This is a genomic window from uncultured Microscilla sp., from assembly GCF_947493425.1.
Lineage (GTDB): Bacteria > Bacteroidota > Bacteroidia > Cytophagales > Microscillaceae > Microscilla.
This window is the reverse complement of sequence record NZ_CANLRP010000166.1, coordinates 1-18,949: the sequence shown is the minus strand read 5'-3', so window position 1 is coordinate 18,949 and position 18,949 is coordinate 1. Positions and strand designations below refer to the sequence as shown.

The 18,949-nt window shown below is 42.7% G+C and carries 10 protein-coding genes; 8 read left to right on the top strand and 2 right to left on the bottom strand.

The genetic code is table 11. The features are described from left to right. The first annotated feature begins 470 nt into the window (after positions 1–470). The 6 genes from Q0954_RS27315 to Q0954_RS27290 all read left to right on the top strand — a co-directional run bounded on the left by Q0954_RS27315 (position 471) and on the right by Q0954_RS27290 (position 12,415). The gene (locus tag Q0954_RS27315; RefSeq protein ID WP_299462771.1) at positions 471–1,973 is read left to right on the top strand and encodes a pyridoxal-dependent decarboxylase; all 1,503 of its coding nucleotides are present in this window, start codon (positions 471–473) and stop codon (positions 1,971–1,973) included. 380 nt (positions 1,974–2,353) lie between these two features. Next, positions 2,354–3,667, top strand: a complete 1,314-nt coding sequence (locus Q0954_RS27310; protein ID WP_299462768.1) for a lysine N(6)-hydroxylase/L-ornithine N(5)-oxygenase family protein — start codon at positions 2,354–2,356, stop codon at positions 3,665–3,667. 374 nt (positions 3,668–4,041) lie between these two features. Continuing rightward, positions 4,042–5,247 carry an MFS transporter gene (locus Q0954_RS27305; protein ID WP_299462765.1) on the top strand — a complete coding sequence of 402 codons (1,206 nt, stop codon included), beginning with the start codon at positions 4,042–4,044 and terminating at the stop codon, positions 5,245–5,247. Positions 5,248–5,943: 696 nt separating this feature from the next. Next, positions 5,944–8,385 carry a GNAT family N-acetyltransferase gene (locus Q0954_RS27300; RefSeq protein WP_299462762.1) on the top strand — a complete coding sequence of 814 codons (2,442 nt, stop codon included), beginning with the start codon at positions 5,944–5,946 and terminating at the stop codon, positions 8,383–8,385. Between the two features lie 389 nt (positions 8,386–8,774). Then, the gene (locus Q0954_RS27295; RefSeq protein ID WP_299462759.1) at positions 8,775–11,150 is read left to right on the top strand and encodes a GNAT family N-acetyltransferase; all 2,376 of its coding nucleotides are present in this window, start codon (positions 8,775–8,777) and stop codon (positions 11,148–11,150) included. A gap of 161 nt (positions 11,151–11,311) precedes the next feature. Beyond that, positions 11,312–12,415 carry a heparan-alpha-glucosaminide N-acetyltransferase domain-containing protein gene (locus Q0954_RS27290; protein ID WP_299462756.1) on the top strand — a complete coding sequence of 368 codons (1,104 nt, stop codon included), beginning with the start codon at positions 11,312–11,314 and terminating at the stop codon, positions 12,413–12,415. A gap of 360 nt (positions 12,416–12,775) precedes the next feature. Here Q0954_RS27290 and Q0954_RS27285 read toward each other — a convergent pair whose 3' ends face one another. Continuing rightward, positions 12,776–13,213: a hypothetical protein gene (locus tag Q0954_RS27285; RefSeq protein WP_299462753.1), complete on the bottom strand. Its 438-nt coding sequence runs from the start codon at positions 13,211–13,213 to the stop codon at positions 12,776–12,778. 135 nt (positions 13,214–13,348) lie between these two features. Further along, positions 13,349–14,563, bottom strand: coding sequence for a bifunctional alpha/beta hydrolase/OsmC family protein (locus Q0954_RS27280; protein ID WP_299462751.1), 1,215 nt, complete (start codon positions 14,561–14,563; stop codon positions 13,349–13,351). A gap of 276 nt (positions 14,564–14,839) precedes the next feature. On the opposite strand from Q0954_RS27280, the gene Q0954_RS27275 reads away from it, so the two are divergent. Continuing rightward, on the top strand, positions 14,840–15,655 hold the full coding sequence (locus tag Q0954_RS27275) for an NAD(P)-dependent oxidoreductase (RefSeq protein WP_299462748.1): 816 nt from the start codon (positions 14,840–14,842) through the stop codon (positions 15,653–15,655). An 838-nt stretch (positions 15,656–16,493) separates the two neighbouring features. After that, positions 16,494–18,698 (top strand): fibronectin type III domain-containing protein, encoded by a 2,205-nt coding sequence (locus Q0954_RS27270; RefSeq protein ID WP_299462745.1) that lies wholly within the window; start codon positions 16,494–16,496, stop codon positions 18,696–18,698. Positions 18,699–18,949: the final 251 nt, after the last annotated feature.

Sequence of the window (18,949 nt, the reverse complement as noted above, 5' to 3'; positions counted from 1 at the left end):
ATAAAAAATCGTTAAGGAAATAGCATTGGTCGGTAGCCCCTGTAAGCTTTTAGTTGTTGGCGCGAAGCTAAAAACTACCGACTCCTGACTCCCAACTATCGACTAAAGCTCCCAACTCCCGACTAAAAACTATCAACTAATTGGGCAAATATATTATTTAGAATAATTCTAATCAAACTATTATTGATAATAAGTCTAAATAAATACGATCTTTGCATTTCTATTCGTGTTCTATTTTTTACTGTACACTTTGAGGGCTAAAAATATTAATAATTAAATATAGATAAGTTATATTTAAATTTTTAACCTTGATTATCAGATAGTTAGGATCTTATTTAATTCTTTTTTTAGAATATTTTCAGAAAGCACTTGCGAATAGTTTTACCTCTCCATACTTTTGTTGCGCTATTATTCTTATTTAGACTAATTAAAAATAAAGAACTAGTTCAATGAAAGTTCATCCATCCATAATGAATATATCAACACTATCACCTGCTTTTTTGGATAGTACGTCGAAAGACAAGTTTGCCGAAAGTATAGGGCAAGCCTTGACTGAGATTTCCCGGTTTTTCGATAAAGACCAATTCTATAGTGGGGCTAGTGTAAGCCAACTAAAGCAGCAGATGCAAACCATTGTGGGCAAGCTCGACCAACCGCTTAATTTGGAAGATACCTTGAGTGAACTCAAGGAATTGTATCTCGACCATGCCATTGCTTTTCATCACCCTGATTATATAGCGCACCTCAACTGTCCGGTGTTGATTCCGGCATTGGTAGGCGATTTTATTGCTTCATCGTTAAACACTGCCGTAGAAACCTGGGATCAGAGCACTTCGGCTACGCTCATAGAGCAAGAAATGATTAATTGGACTTGTCGTTTGTTTGACTTACCCCAAACCGCCGATGGAGTGTTTACCAGTGGAGGTACCCAGTCTAACTTTATGGGCTTGCTCATGGCAAGAGACGATTATGCATTTAAACACTTGGGCGTAAACATCAAGCAAGAAGGTCTGACGCCTGAGGTAAGCAAGTTTAGAGTGTTTTGTTCAGACAAAGCTCATTTTAGTGTAAAGAAAAACGCGGCATTGTTGGGGATGGGCTACAACTCGGTGGTAGTAGTAGAAACTGACGAGCGTTTTAAGATGAAGCCTGATGCACTACAGGCAGCCATTCGCAAAGAAAAACAACAAGGCAACTTGCCTATAGCAGTATTTGCTACTGCGGGTACTACCGATTTTGGTAGCTTTGACCCGCTCAACGAGGTATGCGCGGTAGCCAAAGCCAACGATATGTGGTTTCACGTAGATGGGGCGTATGGAGGTTGTTTTGCCCTTACGCATACCCATAAACACTTGTTTGAGGGGGCACAGTATGCCGATTCTATCACTATAGATTTTCATAAAACCTTGTTTCAGCCAGTATGTTCAAGTGCTTTTTTGGTGGCCAACCAGCAAAACTTTAGGTATGTGTCGCACTATGCCGACTACTTGAACCCGATAGAAACCAAAGAGGCTGATTTTCAGAACCTGATTGTAAAGTCGGTACAAACCACCCGCCGGTTTGATGCCCTGAAGCTTTGGTTTACTTTGCGTATGGTAGACGAGACCGACTTAATTTATTACCTCGAAACGGTGCACCGCCGTGCTATAGATGCTTATGAGCTACTACAGGCGCAGGGTTGTTTTGAACTGGCGCACGAACCTGAGCTAAGCACGGTAGTTTTTCGCTACTTATTGCCCAACGAGGCAACCAATGCCCAACTGGACGAAGCCAATTTGTATATCAAAAACACTTTGTTCAATTCGGGGCTTGCCTCTGTTGCCAGTACCCGTCTTAATGGAAATATTTACCTCAAATTTACTTTACTCAACCCTAATACTACTGTTACTCATTTGCAGCACATTATAGGGCTAATAGTGGCAAAGGCGGCGGAGTATGTGAGTAGCCAAAAGTTAGTAGTCCGTAGTCGGTAGCTCTTTACATAGTTAATGGTAACACAAAGCGATTTTAGAATGGTTATATGGCTTTATGGTTGAAATGGTTCGCAAAGCGAAACTAAAAACCTAAATGCAGCAACCTCAAGCTAAAGATTAAGAGCTAAAAGCACTGATGTGCATCGGCATCTAAGGACTTGAGGTCGTAGAAACTCTCAATTCCCATCTATCGATTTTGTAAGCCATTAAAAATCAGAATTTTATGAATTGACAAGTTGCTTGTAGGGCAGCGTCATCCCTCAATTCTTCGGGACTAAAGACTTGAAGTTTGTTGCTAAAAGCACCGATAGGCATCGGTATCTAAGGACTTGACGCTGTAGAAGCTCCCGACTCCCAACTAAAAAACTAAAAGAAAAAACATGACAACTAAAGTATACGATTTTATTGCCATTGGTCTTGGACCTTTTAATCTAAGCCTGGCTTGTTTGACTGAACCAATCGAAGGCTTGGATGGCTTATTTCTGGAAAAGAAAGCCAACTTTGACTGGCACCCTGGCATGCTCATGCCTACTACTACGCTACAAATTCCTTTTATGGCCGACCTGGTAACCCTTGCCGACCCTACCAGCCCTTATAGTTTTTTGAATTATATCAAACAACAAGGGCGTATTTACTCTTTTTATATCCGCGAAAACTTCTTGTTATTACGCAACGAGTACAACCAATATTGTCAGTGGGTGATTCGACAATTGTCTAATGTGTGTTTTAACCGTGGAGTAGACGAAGTACACTACAAAGAGGCTGAGGGCTTATATTACCTTACTGTAACCAATCAGGAAACTAACACTACCGAAGTGTACAAAACCCGTAAGCTGGTATTGGGTACGGGCACAAGCCCTATAGTGCCTGCTTGTGCTGAGGCTCACCGCGACGATTTGGTGCATTCAGCCAATTATCTGCCCAACAAAAAAGCTTTACAAAACAAGAAAAGCATCACAGTATTGGGTAGTGGACAAAGTGCCGCTGAGATTTACTATGACCTGTTGCAAGACATTGAAGACAAAGGGTATGAGTTACACTGGATTACTCGTTCGCCGCGTTTCTTTCCGTTAGAATACAGCAAACTAACCCTTGAAATGACTTCGCCTGAGTATGTAGATTATTTTCACGCTTTGCCCGCCCGCCAGCGCGACCATATCATTAGCAATCAAAAGCATTTGTACAAAGGCATCAATGCCGACTTGATCAATGATATTTACGATTTGTTATACATCCAGCAAATCTCTGAGGTACAAACTGTAAAAAGCCTACGTACCCACGCCGAACTCAAAGAGTTGCGTAAAGAAGGCGACCAGTTTGAACTTACCTTGCATCAACGCGAAGAGGACAAACACTACCAACATCAAACCGAGGGCTTGGTAATGGCTACGGGATATGGCTACCAACAACCTGGTTTTATCGAAGGTATCCGTCAACGCATTCGTTGGGACAAACAAGGACGCTATGATGTAAACCGCAACTACAGTATTGACACCAACAGCAGCGAAGTATTTGTGCAAAATGCCGAGTTGCATACCCACGGCTTTGTAACTCCGGATCTGGGCATGGGTTGTTACCGCAATGCTTACATCATTCGCGAGCTTACGGGCAAAGATCACTATCCTGTAGAGCAAAAAATTGCTTTTCAACAGTTTGGGGTTTCAGCCGAAGAGGAGGTAGTTGTTAGTCAATAGTCAATAGTCAATAGTCGGGAGTCAGTAGCCTCCACAGGCTCAAACTTCTAGCGACAAGCAACAAGCTTGAGGCTAATCGTAGTCCAAAGTCGGGAGTCAGTAGTTAGTAGCTTCTCCAACCTCAAGTTGTTGTAGTTTGCTTATTCGCACATTTGACAATAAGTAGTCGGGAGTCAGGAGTCAGTAGTTAGTAGCTTCTCCAACCTCAAGTTATTGTAGTTTGCTTATTCGCAAATTTGACAATGAGTAGTCAAGAGTCAAGAGTCGGGAGTCAGTAGTCAGTAGTTAGTAGCTTCTCCAACCTCAAGTTGTTGTAGTTTGCGTCAGCTACTCCCGACTACCAACTATGAACTCCCGACTAACATTCTAAAATTATGAATAGTTTAAGAAATTTTCTCATCTGGATGACCATGGTAGCAGTGGTGAGCGATTATCTACTGCACCCATTTTATCCTCAATTTTTTGAGGCAAGGTTTGGGGTCACCAACCCCAAGATGGTAGGCTACTATTTTGCCGCCATCTGCTTTATGGTCATGTTGGCTTTTCCGTTTTGGGCGTATGTGTCTAAACGGGTAGCTGAGCTACGCATATTGGTATATACCCAACTAGTAGCAGGCATACTTGCCCTGTATTGTTTTTATACAACCTCGTTGCAGGTGTTTTGGATTGCCTCGCTCACGATGGTTTGTTTCAAGGGCAGTTATTTGCTGGTGTATCCCTTTATTTTACGCATTATCAAACCCGAAGCCCACACCCGCACCATTGGCATTTTGTCGGTAGTAGTGCACTTGGGTGGTATTTTGGGGGCAGTCATAGGTGGGTTGGTGGTAGACATGGTCAATCCAGCCTATATATTTTTGGTCATGGCGGCGGGCGATTTTATTCAAATGGGCATGAGCATTTATTTGCTCAAAAGCCCTCGCTTTAATATAGAGCTGCCCACCCCTGACGGTGGCGAAGACACGCCAAAAAACAGTCCACTGGTGCCCAAAGGTTTTGTACTCAAAATTGGGCTCATTACCCTGGTATTATACTTTGCCGATTTTATCATTCGTCCCTTTTTTGCCCGTTACTGGGAAGCAATATCAGGCACTGGCAGCCAATTGGTTTCGGGGTTTATGTACGCTATTCCAGGGTTTGTGGCGGTGTTTGCTCTCTGGTGGAGCCGCAAGCACGCAGGCGACCAGGGGAATGATTACCAACGCATTGCGGTGGCTTTGGTGTTGGGTATGGCAGGTCTTTTTTTGCAAGTGGCCCCTTGGGTGCCTGTAGTAGTGATGGGACGCATACTCTATGGTTGGGCTATTTTTCAGGGAATGGTACGTTTTGATGCCCTATTGTTTCAATTGAGTAACCCTGAGTCTTATGCTGTAGACTATAGCAAAATCCACTTTTTTCAAAACCTGGGTGTACTACTTGCTTCATTTTCGGTGGGCATTGTAGTAGATACTCAAGGTCTGCAAATGCCATTTTGGATAGCCTTGGTTGGTTTTGGTGTATCATTGGTGGCTTTTGCGCTGTTTTTTCTGTATAGCCGGGAGTCCAGAGTCAGGAGTCCAGAGTCAGGAGTCGGGAGTTAGTGGTTAGTCCAGAGCCCCGACAGGGGTAAGCTTCAAGCGACAAGTCGCAAGCTAGACCCTGTTTAACAAGTAACTATACTTTTGTATAATATTGATTTTCAGTAACTTATAAAAAGTGTGGTTAAAAGTCGGGAGTAATTAGAAGAGTGTGTATTTTACTCTCTTAGGAATGGTGTAAAAATAAAGTTCTATAGTAACGCCAAAATATTTTGTTGGCAGGAGAGGCAAAAAAACGCGGCATAGCAGCGCTACGACAAGTTTTTTTAACGAATTCTGTCAGCGAAAGATGAGGTTAAGAATGCGTATTTATTTTGGTACCATTCCTTAGGAATGGTGAGAAATTAAATTACCATTCTTGAGGTAGAGGTTTTGTTTTGAGACGAGGCTATTTTTTGCGCCCATAGCAGCGCTACGGGTAATAAAAATAACGAAGTATCAAGGCGAAAAATCACCCCTCAGAGTGTAAATTTATTTTTGAACAATTCCTTAGGGGCGTAGTGTAGAAATTGCTAACTATCAATGCTACTTTTTTAGAGATGATTTGATCGTAGGCATCCATACTATGGACTAAAGTGTAACCAAGGACTAAGTTATAAAACTATCGACCAATGCTGGCGTAGCTGACGCAGAGCACCGATAGGCATCGGCATCTAAGGACTTGAGGCTGTAGAAGCTATCGACTAATTACCTAAATCTATGAAACAAAAAATATTATATAAAAAAACGGTGGAAGGCTTCGGAACGATTGGGTTCAGGAGGCTAGACGTCGAGCAAGACATCGAACGCTTGCATCAATGGGTAAACCTTGAGTATGCAGTGTTTTGGGGCTTGCAAAACTCTTCCGTGGCAACGGTAAAAGCGGAATATGAGCAACTACTGGCACGCGAAAACTACGAGGTATTGGTAGGGGAGTACAACGACGAAATGGCTTTTTTGCTGGAACGTTACGCCCCCCAAACCGATGAAATAGGCAAACATTACCAGGTACGCCCTGGCGATTGTGGCATTCATATTTTGATGGCTCCGCCCAATCGCCCCAAGGTAAATTTTACCTGGCATGTGTTTCGGGCAATTACCGATTTTGTATTTGACGATGCTACTGTGCTACGCATTTTGGTAGAACCTGACATCAGGAACAAAAAAATGTTTGCGATTTGCGAACGCATCGGTTTTGTGCTGGATGCCATCGTGAGTTTGCCCCACAAAACGGCTCAATTGGCTTTTTATACCAAACAAAATTATTTGAAAAATAAAAACCTACGCGAGGTTATCAAAAGAAGTGCTATGAATAATATCAACAATACTGTATCGCCCCAACAGGCAATTGCCCACATCAACCCTGGTATTTGGGCAAAAGCAAACCGTTTATTGGTACGCAAAGCAATCACCGAGTTTGCCCACGAACGTTTGATTACCCCTAAAATCATAAGCCCTGGTGTGCTGGAAGATGGGCAGATGTGGCATTTGTACTCGTTGGCAAGCGATGCTGAAGAAATATATTATACTTTCAAAGCTCAACCACTGGCACTCAATCATTTATTGATAGATGCCGACTCGATTGAAAAATACCGCAACGATGTGCCTGAAGCTTTAGATGCCTTGTGGTTTATCAAAGAGTTTAGAGAACAATTGGGTATTATACCTGAGCAAATGCCTGTGTACCTCGAAGAAATCACCAGTACTTTGTATGGCAGTGCCTACAAACATATTAAAAATAACCCTGTGTCTAAAGAGCTTGCTGTGGCTGATTTTCAGACTATAGAGCAGTCTATGATGGAAGGACACCCTGGCTTTGTGGCAAACAATGGGCGCATTGGATTTGACAGTGGCGACTATAGAGCTTATGCACCCGAAGCAGGCAATTCGTTTGCTTTGTTGTGGTTGGCGGGGCACAAAGACCGCGCAGTGTATGCGGGTACCGCCGATTTGCCTTACAACACCCTCATTGCGCATGAGCTAGACGAGGCAACCCGTACTTCGTTTAATCAAACCATTGAACACCAGGGGTTTGATCCAGCCGATTATGTGTTTATTCCTATCCATCCGTGGCAATGGTTTAACAAATTAGCGAATATTTTCTCCCCCGAAATAGCCAACGGAAAGTTGATTTGCCTGGGCTATGGTCCCGACCAATATATGGCACAACAGTCGGTGCGTACGCTGTTTAATGTGACCAACCCGCATAAGTTTTACACCAAGTCTTCGCTTTCTATCCTCAATATGGGTTTTATGCGTGGTTTGCCTTTGTATTACTTGGGTACCGCTCCAGAGATGGCAGTTTGGCTTGAAGACTTGTTGATGAAAGATGACTACATCAAAGAAACAGGCTTTGAGATGTTGGGTGAAATTGCTTCAGTAAGTTATGTAAACCCTTATTACGAAGAGCTGGGGCCTCACAACGATTACAACAAAATGCTGGCGTCGCTCTGGCGCGAAAGCCCCATGAGCAAGATCAACGAACGCCAACGCCTGACTACTATGGCAGCTTTGCTACATATAGACCAAGAAGACAATGCTTTGGTGCCAGAGTTGATCAAGGCTTCGGGCTTAAGTACCGACGACTGGTTGCGGGCTTACCTAAAGGCATACCTTAGCCCTTTGTTGCATTGTTTTTATCAGTACGATTTGGTGTTTATGCCGCACGGCGAAAACCTGATTTTGGTATTGGAAGACCACGTACCTGTAAAGGCGCTCATGAAAGATATTACCGAAGAAGCGGTGATTTTGAACCCCGATTTTGAGCTGCCCGAAAACCTGAAGCGAATGTATGCTCCAGTGGCAGAAGATGTAAAACTGTTGTCGATATTTATAGATGTGTTTGACGGTTTCTTTAGGTATTTGTCTACCATTTTGGTGGCGCACGCTCAATTCCCAGAGAAGCGTTTTTGGGAGTTGGTAGCAGAAAATATTCAGGACTATCAGCAACGTTTTCCTGAGTTGAAAGAGAAGTTTGCCCAATACGACTTGTTTGCCCCAGAGTTTAAACTCTCTTGCCTCAATCGTTTGCAGCTCAACAACCACAAGCAAATGATTGACTTAGACGACCCTACTATATTGTTACAGTTTATAGGTACGCTTGAGAACCCAGTGGCAGAGTTTACTTTAGCCAATAGTCAGGAGTCGGTAGTTGGTAGTTGATGGTTTCTACAGCCTCAAGGTTTAAGCGACAAGCTTTAAGCACTGATATGCATCAGGATCTAAAAATTTGAGACTGGTTTATAGGCTTATTACCTGTGTAATTTATAAATAGTTAAAAGCCCCGACAGGGGGCAAGCTTTAAGCGACAAGTCGCAAGTTAGACCCTGTTTAACTCCGTTGAGCTCATCACAGCAAGCTGTAGATTCGGTTCATAGGTAACGATACTTTTTCTATCACGTTGATTTTTAGTGACTTATAAAAAGTGTAGTTAAAAGTCAATGTATTATAAAGCAGGTAGCATGCTTGTAAACCAGCCTAAAGCTAATGCCTAAAGGCTAATAGTTTTAGGCTGTAAAAACTCCTAACTCCCGACTAAAAAAAGAAAAAAAATGTCTGTCAATTATATAGAACAACCAAACACTGAAGTAGTATTCTCCAGAGACATACCATCACTGGGACGTTTCGATTTGCGTCCCTTTTCGCTGGAAAAAGATACTGCTTTTTTGCACGAATGGGTCAACCAACCCTATGCACAATACTGGGGCATGCTCAATAGCAGCGTGCAAGAAGTATATGAAGCTTACCGCGATTTGCTTGCTACACCTGGTTACGAAATTTACGTGGCGTTTTGGCAGGGTAAGCCTGTTTTTATGACCGAATGTTATGACCCTACCCACGACTTGCTGGCCAACTACTACGAGGTACAGCCAGGCGACCGGGGCATGCATGTATTGGTGGCTCCACCCGATCAAAAAATCAAGGGTTTTACCTGGGCAGTATTTACTACCATTATGGATTTTTTGTTTGCCAGTGAGGGAGTAAAAAGGGTAGTGGTAGAGCCCGATTTACGCAATGACAAAATACACGCGCTGAACAAACGAGCAGGCTTTGTATACAACAAAGTGTTGACATTGCCTCATAAAACGGCGCACCTGGCTTTTTGTACCCGTGCTCAATACACCAATGCTCGCAAAGCTTTCCGCGTAAGCGAAAAAGAAACCCCGATAGATCACTTGGCGCCACTTCCGTGGGAAGAAGTAAACCGTACTTTAGTGGGCAAGGCATTGAGCGAGTTTGCCCATGAGTTATTGCTAAAACCTACCAGGATAGAGGGTAAAGATAACCAATATGTGGTACATGCCGATGACCCTCAGATCCGTTATGAGTTTGTTGCTCAACGGTTTGCGCTCGACCACTGGCACATTGCCCCCGAAAGTATTTGTAAATATAAAGGATCAGCGGTAGCTCCATTGGACTTGTTACATTTTATTGCTGAGTTTCAAGAACAGCTTGAAATACCCGAAGAATTTCGGGCTACTTATTTAGAAGAAATAGGGGGAACTTTGTATGCAGCAGCTTATAAGTGGCGCAACGAACGCCTTGACGCCAAGGCATTGGTAAAGGCGAATTTTCAGGAGGTAGAACATGCCATGCGTGAAGGGCATCCTTGTTTTTTGGCAAACAATGGCAAAATGGGGCTCAGCCCGCAAGATTTTGAGCGTTACGCCCCCGAAGCTGATGTGCCCTTTAAGTTGGTATGGCTTGCCGGGCACAAAGACTACGCCCAATATACTGGAGTAGAGGGTTTGTCTTATGAGCAATTGCTAGAGCAAGAGTTGGGCACGGCACAGGTAGCGCAGTTTCATCAACAGTTGACCAAAGTGGGGCTTTCGCCCGAAAATTATGTACTTATGCCAGTGCACCCCTGGCAATGGGCAAATAAGTTGGTGTATTTGTATGCTGCCGACATTGCTCAGCGTCAACTGGTGTATGTGGGTGAGAGCACCGATTTGTATTCGGCACAGCAATCAGTTCGAACGCTTTTCAACGCCAGCGACCCCGAAAAGTACTACACCAAAACCTCGATGGGCATTACCAACATGGGCTTTATGCGAGGACTGTCGCCTTATTATATGCAAAGCACGCCTGCCATTACTGATTGGGTAAGGGGCTTGTTGGGCAGTGACACGTTTTTGCAACAGTGTGGGTTCGAGATGCTCGACGAGGTGGCTACAGTAGGCTATCGTCACAAGCACTTCGAGGCATTGGGTAGGGCGTATCCACAAAACAAAATGTTGGCGGCGCTCTGGCGACAAAGCCCGGCGCAAAAAATGGAAGCGCACCAAAAGGTGGTGACGATGGCAGCTTTGCTGCATGTAGACACCCACGGGCAAGCATTGTTGCCATTATTGATCCAAGACGCAGGACTAACAGTAGAGACGTGGCTCAAGGCATACCTTAAGTGTTATTTTACGCCCTTGTTGCATTGCTTTTTTGAGCATGGGGTGGTGTTTATGCCACACGGCGAAAACCTGTTGTTGGTGTTAGAAGACAATGTACCTGTAAAGGCGTTGATGAAAGACATTACCGAAGAGGTGCTATTGTATGATAATACACACGATTTGCCCGAAAGGGTGCAAAGGTTGTACACGGAAGCCAGCGACGAAATGCAAATTTTGTCTTTGTTTACCGATGTATTTGACTGCTTTTTCAGGTTTTTGAGTGTCATTTTACACACCCAGGCAGGTTATCAAGAAGAAGAGTTTTGGCAAACAGTGCACAATTGTATACGCGACTATCAGCGTGCCCATCCTGAGCACGCCGCCAAGTACGAACGTTACGACTTGTTTGTGCCTGAGTTTAAGCGTTGTTGCCTTAACCGTTTGCAGTTGGGCAACCATAAGCAGATGCTTAACCTTGCCGACCCGATCAATAGCCTGAAGCTCGTATCAGTGCTTAAAAATCCGGTGTCGTTCAAGCAGTAGAAGTTTTTGAATGAATAAGGAGTCAACATCCTTTGATATGGCCTATAAGCAGGCATTTTTAGTGTTTTTTCTCAACCAGGTATTTCGTTGCATTCAGTATTACAAATCAAGCAATAGGCTATGGGGGTACTCTTCCAGACTATTGACTAACAACTAAACTAATGAACAAAAGAATACAAGCAATCGATTTGGCCAGAGGAGCAAGTACCTCTATGCTGGTGGTGATTCATACACTATGGATGTATGGCGACCAACATACCCAAGCCAGTACTTTACTGGGGTCTATTGTCCACCTCATGGGCAAGGGCACCGGTATGTTCCTCATTACTATGGGGTTTTCGTTTACCTTTTCGCGCAACCAGAGCCTGAAGCTGTCGTTCCGCCGAGGGTTTATTTTGCTGGCAGTAGGTTATGGTATGAACTTTCTGAAGTTTATAGTGCCTACTGTAGCGGGGGTGATGCCCGATAACTTTATCAAAGCTTATGGTTGGACACCACCCGCTACTTTTGAGAACATGCTATATATGTTGTCTACTGGAGATATTTTACAGCTTGCCGGACTGTCATTATTTTTAATGGGGGTAGTCAACCACTTCTCTAAAAACAAGTATGTACCCTTGGTACTCGCCATTATTGTAGCGGCTATTGCCCCGTTTGTAAGAGGTGTTAGGGTAGGAGTGCAAGGAGTAGACTATGTGTTAGATTTGTTATGGGGTGTACATTACAATGTATATTTTACCTTATTTCCGTGGGTGGCTTTTATCCTTGCCGGAATATTTTTTGGCAGGCTCTACCAAGATGTTGGGCGAGACATTGGGCTTACATTCAAGCGAATGTGGCAATATGGGTTGGTGTTTTTGGTAGTTGGAGGCGCACTGTGTCTCTATGATTTTAAGTACCACTTTGCCGATTTCTTCCACTTAGGTTTTGGGGGCACGCTTTACCTTATTGGATTTAGCCTTTTACTTACCTGGTTTGCGCACTGGTTGTCAACTGTAGTAAAGCCCAACAAAGTGTTTGATTTTTTCTTATATCTGAGCCCCAGGGTTACTTCATTCTATATCATCCAGTGGGTAATGGTATGCTGGGGAATGTGCATAGTGGGTTTTCAGCGGTTCAATGCCAGCGAAGTATTAATTACAATGCCTATTATGATGGCAATTTGCCTGGGAGTTCAATGGTTATGGGATCGGGTGAAAGGACGTTTTGGTAAAGGTAAACCAAAAGCACCTAAAAAACAGGAAAAAGAATTGGTAACTGCTTAATTATTTTGCATTAAAAAAGCGTGCAATCTCAGGTTTTATTACTTGAGGTTGCGCGCTTTTTGGGTATCAGTGTTTTTCTATTTGCTGCCTTATCAAGGGAGTTACTGTGTTAATATTTTCGTCAGAAAAGCCCTTTTTTTTCAAGATTGAGATGATTTGTTGCACTGTTTTTTGTGCGCCTTCTGAATCCTCTTTTTGATAAGGAATGGTGAGAAATTAAATTACCATTCTTGAGGTAGAGGTTTTGTTTTGAGACGAGGCTATTTTTTGCGCCCATAGCAGCGCTACGGGCAATAAAAATAACGAAGTATCAAGGCGAAAAATCACCCCTTAGAGTGTAAATTTATTTTTGAACAATTCCTAAGAAACGTCATTGCTTAAAATATCAGCAATATACCCTTCTAGCAAGGTCTCAGGGTCAACCTGACAAATGTTTATCGAGTGATAATTGTTGAGTATTCGTTCTTCAAGTAGTTGAGTGTCGTCTTTGGAAATATGTTTTTTTAAAGACAGTACAAATTGACGAATAGGTAAGCCATATTTTACGCTAATCAAATCGTAGTAAACCCTCATACGGTCTGTTGTATCAGATTGTGGCGTATTTTGAATCTCTACATGAATAATAAGTTCTTCCCCTTGAATCGTCGTTACCTTTTGAAAAAAAACCAACTCTGGGCTAAGGAGTTCTTCTGCGAGAGGTTCATTCTTGACTATTTCTATACGAAAAAATGTTTTGCTTAAGTTAGGAAAAATCTCTGTAACGGTTTCTCCAACTTGGTTTTTGTATGCTCTGCTCATGAGAGCAAGATAGTAGAAAATACAGTTTAAGCAAAATGTTTATATTTTTGAATTTTCATTTTGTTTTTTGAGTAAAAAAAGACCAGCTTGAAGGTCAAGTCATCTTAAACTGGTTGCTTGTGTTTTGCCACTACACTAACTCTTCAAGTTGGTTCTCACCTTCACCTCATTGTGTAAAGTACGGTGTACCGGGCATTTGTCTGCAATCTCCATGAGGCGTTTGCGTTGGTCATCATCCAGGTTGCCTTCCAGCTCTATGGTGCGTACAAACTCATCTACTTTGCCTTTTTCGGTTTCACAATCGGCACATTCCTGAGCGTGCACTTTGTTATGCTCAATGTGCACCTTTACACCCTGCAAATCCCATTTTTTACGGTCGGCATACATGCGCAGTGTCATACCAGTGCAAGCCCCCAGTGCCGCATTGAGCAAGTCGTAAGGTGTAGGCCCAAAATCGTTGCCGCCTACCGAGGCAGGTTCGTCAGCAGTAAGGCGATGGTTACCCGTGATAATGTCGGTAGTGTATCCCTCTTCTCCAGTACGTGTCACCGTTTGAGCATCACTGGTAAGGCGGGTTTGGGTAGGTATATCAACATAGCGTTTTGCCCATGTAGCAATCACGTCACCCACATAAAGTGAATCCTCCTTGCGGCTCATAAGGTGATCGGCACCATCTAACGCCACAAAGTTACGAGGGTGTTGGGCAGCTTTATAAATTTGAGTGGCATTGTCTAACTCCACGGTTTGATCTTCAGGAGAGTGTATTACCATCAATGCCGCGTTGAGGTGATGAATAAGTTGATGATTGGTACTTAGCTCAGTGACATCATCGAGAAATTGTTTTTTAATTTTAAAGGGTCTGCCCCCAATGCTTACTTCAGCGGCACCAGTAGCTTCTATTTCTTCCTGGCTGTTTTGAAACAAATGTGTGACATGGGCAGGGTGGTAAGGTGCCCCTATAGTGGCAATGGCTTTTACGCTTGGAATATGTTGTTTGGCAGCCAGTACAGCAGCCCCACCCAGCGAGTGCCCCACAAGCACAGTAGGCGCCTGGTAGTTTTGTTCCAGAAATTTAGCCGCCTGGATAAGGTCTTCTATATTAGACGAAAAGTTAGTGTCAGCAAATTCCCCCTCACTTTCGCCTAGCCCGGTAAAGTCAAACCGGAGCACCGCAAAACCATCGCGGGTAAGCGAACGGCTGATGTTTTTAATGGCTACCAGGTTTTTACCACAAGTAAAACAGTGGGCAAACAACACGTAGTTATGGGGGTGTTGGTCGGCAGGTAGCTCTAGTCGGGCATCTAATGTATCGCCTTGGGCATTGTCAAAGCTTACTTTAAAGGTCTTCATTGGTGATTTTGTCTTGGCTGTATGTGATAAATTAGTTTCGAATGCTTGATATTACACAGTTTCTTTGAAATATATGGATTTAATTTGGTTTTTCTGACAAGAGGAAAATCAGGTGCATTGTTCGAGGCAGTCACTGCTATAATGAAAAAAGCCAGGTCTTTAGAACACCGCCAATGAAAAAAACTCACGATCAGAATTTATTTTATAACTTGGAGTTTTTCTGAAAAAAATAGACAAGTTCAAAACCGTGAATTGTAAAATCTAAAAATAAATCAAATGAATTTTAAAGGGAAAACTGTTTTTATTACAGGTGCCAGTCGAGGCATTGGCAAAGCTATAGGCTTACGTCTCGCCCGCGAAGGTGCCAACATTGTGATAGCTGCCAAAACCGCCGAACCTCACCCCAAGCTAGAAGGGACTATTTTTACCGCTGCCACCGAAATGGAACAAGCAGGAGGCAAAGCTTTGCCAGTAGTAGTAGATGTGCGTGATGAAGCGTCGGTAAAAGCAGCCGTAGCCAAGGCTGTAGAAACTTTTGGGGGCATAGACATTTGTGTAAACAATGCCAGCGCCATTCAACTTACAGGCACGCTTATGACCCAAATGAAGCGTTTTGACCTGATGCACCAGGTAAACACACGAGGTACATTTATGGTATCACAAGCCTGTATTCCTCATTTGCGCAAAGCTGAAAACCCTCATGTGCTCAACTTGTCACCACCGCTTACCATGGACACCAAATGGTTTGCGCCTCATGTGGCATATACAATGGCAAAGTATGGGATGAGCATGTGTGTGTTGGGAATGGCAGGGGAGTTTAAAGGTAAAATTGCCTTTAATGCTTTGTGGCCACGCACTACTATAGCCACGGCTGCAGTGGGCAATATGCCGGGTGGTGACCAGCTCGTAAAGAAATCGCGCAAGCCTGAGATTATGGCAGATGCAGCTTACCATATTTTTAGCAAAGACTATCGTGAGTGTACAGGTAACTTTTTTATTGATGATGATGTGCTGGCAGCTGAAGGTATCACCGGGCTAGACCATTATGCTGTAGAACCAGGGGCAGAGTTAGCACCCGATTTTTTCTTATAGATAAAAATTCTACATCCCACAAAAAAAAGACCCTACACCGTAGAGTCTTTTTTGTTTCCTAACCACAAAGCTTATTAAATATCTTTGACTACTATTTATTCAAACCAAATACCAAAAATGTTTTTGTGTGAAAAATAATTTATAAAATATTGATAATCAGTTGGTTAATTTTAATATTTTTTGTTTTTACAAAATATTGGTGAACAAAAAACGGGTTTTTTATACGGTATTTCGTGTTTATAGCGGTATTTCGTCGTTTTTGTTTAGCAAATACTCCTAAGTCTTTGTTTGTATACGACAACCATTGATTACAATTGACCGTATCAACTTTAGATTGTAACAGCCATTGGCTGGACAATTTTGTTTCAACAAGCTTATATATCGTTCATTAAATTACCCACTTACTCAGGTTGTATTATACCAAAGTAGTATGCTTGAGTGTGTAGTTGTCAAAGAAGTGTATTCAAATCAAACTTTCCTTTCTTTCAGCCTATGCCTCCATTATACTTTGTGAGACAACTTACGTATAAGAGTGGTCGATAATGTGTTTTACCTTACCTACCTGAAAACACAACATCCTATTTTTTGTCATTTCTAAGCTTCTTGATACCCAATATTACATCTTTTTAGGGTTTCCCATTTTTTAAATATTAAAATCATATTGGGTTATAACACAAGCTCTAAATAGAGAAAGCGATGACATCGGGCAAATCAACAAGAGTGATCCACTACAAATTATAATACCATTTACTTATTGAGGAAGGATAGTATGGCGAGGCTTGGCTAAAGCAAAAGACTTGACCATACTTGCCACAAAACATCTAAATTATAAAATTACATGAATCGAATAGTCAAAGTAAGCCTTTGGGTGTTCATTGTCAGTGCTTTGCTCTGTAGCTGCTCAATGTTCGAAAAAGATTTTATTTTACCCTCACCCGTGGCAACCCAAGCCACTCAAGTAGCAGAGGTGAGTTTAGTAGCTAATTGGAAAAAGGTGACAGGAGCCGGGAGCTATGAAGTAGACTTGGCGCTGGACGAAAACTTTACCCAAATTATGGATGATTATCAGGGTAAAAAAGCTAACAAACTCTCCCTTACTTTTAGAGGGCTTAATGCCAATACTACCTATTATTATCGAGTAAGAGCCAATGTCTCTAACCAAATATCTGCCAGCTCCAATGTGGTGAAAGTGACCACCAAAGCATTGGATGTTCCAATAGTATATCGTGCCAGCAATGTATCGGCCACGGGTTTTAGGCTACATTGGAAAAAAATGCCAGTGGTGACAGCCTACCTGTTAGACATAGCGCTTGACGAAAACTTTAACCAATGGCTAGAGGGGTATCAAGCGCGAGAAATTGTAGCCGACACCCACGTGGTAGTCAAAAATGTAGCCGTAGGCAAACAGTTCTATTATAGGGTGAAAATACGAAAAAATAATTCATTGTCTGAATACTCCAGTGCCCTATCAGTATTTACTACTTCGTTGCCCAGCCCTGAGACATTGCCTGCTACTCAAGTAGGGTTTACCAGTTTTATAGCCAACTGGAAACAGATGAGTGAAGCAAGTTCTTATCAAATAGATGTATCTACCGACCCATTGTTTGAAAACATCATGCCCAACTATACGAACTTGAATCTCTCTGCTAATCGTTTGCTGGTCAATGGATTAAACGCCAACCAAAAGTACTATTACAGGGTGAGGGCAATCAACAGCGAAACCAGGTCAAATTATTCTAAAGTGATTGTCGTAAACACCAAAATGCTAGAGGCTCCTGTAGCTACCAACGCCACCAACATTGGGAGCAACTCTTTTAAGGCAAACTGGCAGCCTGCGCCTAATGCGTCGGTATATTTGTTGGACGTAGCGCTTGATCCTAATTTTAGCCAAATACTACCTACTTATAATAGTTTGGCAGTGCTTGATAACTTTGCTGAGGTAGTGGGGCTTGATGCCAGCAGAGTGTATTACTATAGGTTAAGAGCACAAGGGCTTGGAGCAACCTCTGACTACTCGAATGTGGTGAGGTTAGTCACTGGTCTATTGCCTGCACCAGTAGTCAATCAGGTGGTTAACCAAACAGTTAACGGATTTACAGCAAGCTGGCAGGTAAGGTCTGAGTCTGAGTTGTATTCGTTGGAGGTAGCAACCAACACTACTTTTACCGATTATTTGCCAGGTTATAGAAACAAAGCTGTATTGGGTGGTTCGCACACAGTACAGGGGGTAGATTTTAAAACCAATTATTATTATCGTGTGCGTGCCAAGCAAGGTGGTAAGTTTTCGGCTTATTCAAGTGCTGTGATGGTGCCAGCCTGCATTGGCAATGCCTGTAAACTTGCGCGAATAGATTTTACTGGAGTATACGAGGGGAATGATTCCAAATTGAAAAGCCAGATTTATATATATGATGGGCAACACAGGTTAGTAGAAATTACTCATCAGAATAAAGCACAACTTAGGTGGTTGGTGAGCTATCAGTCAGATGGTACCATCAAGGCAGTAGACAAATACATTATGGGGGCGTTGGTGCTTAGGCATATCTATACTTATCGGAGTGGTGTGCTTGTTTCTATCAGGCAGGAAGACCAAGCGGGAGATTTTTTGGAATGGTGGAAGTTTTCCTATGACAATAAAGGGCAACGCAAGTCTTGGGTAATTTATGGTGATGAAGCTGGAACAGTAGTAAAGTTTAAGTTTGACTACACAAGAGATGGTAAAGGCAATGTGATTCAGATAAGGAGTAAAGATAATCAGACCTTCAGAAGGTATACGTATGAGAAGTCTTTGAGCCCGTTTGCTTTGTTCAATCCCGATTTGTGCTTTTTTATTGCTACCAACCGTGACCAATGGACCAGCGAAGCTCCTGTGTCTGATTTTGAAGGCAACGAATACCGGGGTTTTTTGCCTTTATATAACATTAAAAGTGAGCAAATGACCGGCCTCGAAATATTTGGCTATACCCTCAACTCCAAGGGGATGGCAATAACTAAAAATGGATCGCTTACTGCTGCTTATACCTTTCAGGGTTGTGGTTTTTAGCCAACCTGGTCATTTTTATTGGTATCAATACACAAAAAAAAAGACCCTACACTGCTAAAGTCGGTAGTCGGTAGTCGGTAGTTTTGGCTTCGCGCCATACACCATTGATAAAAGGATTGGTAAGTTTTTGGTCGTTCAGGTTAATACCCAAAAACCACACTTGAGAAGATTTGATAATGGTACTAAAGTAAAAAACGAGACCCTAGCAGAATCTCGTTTTTCTTTCCTAACCACAAAGCTTATTAAATATC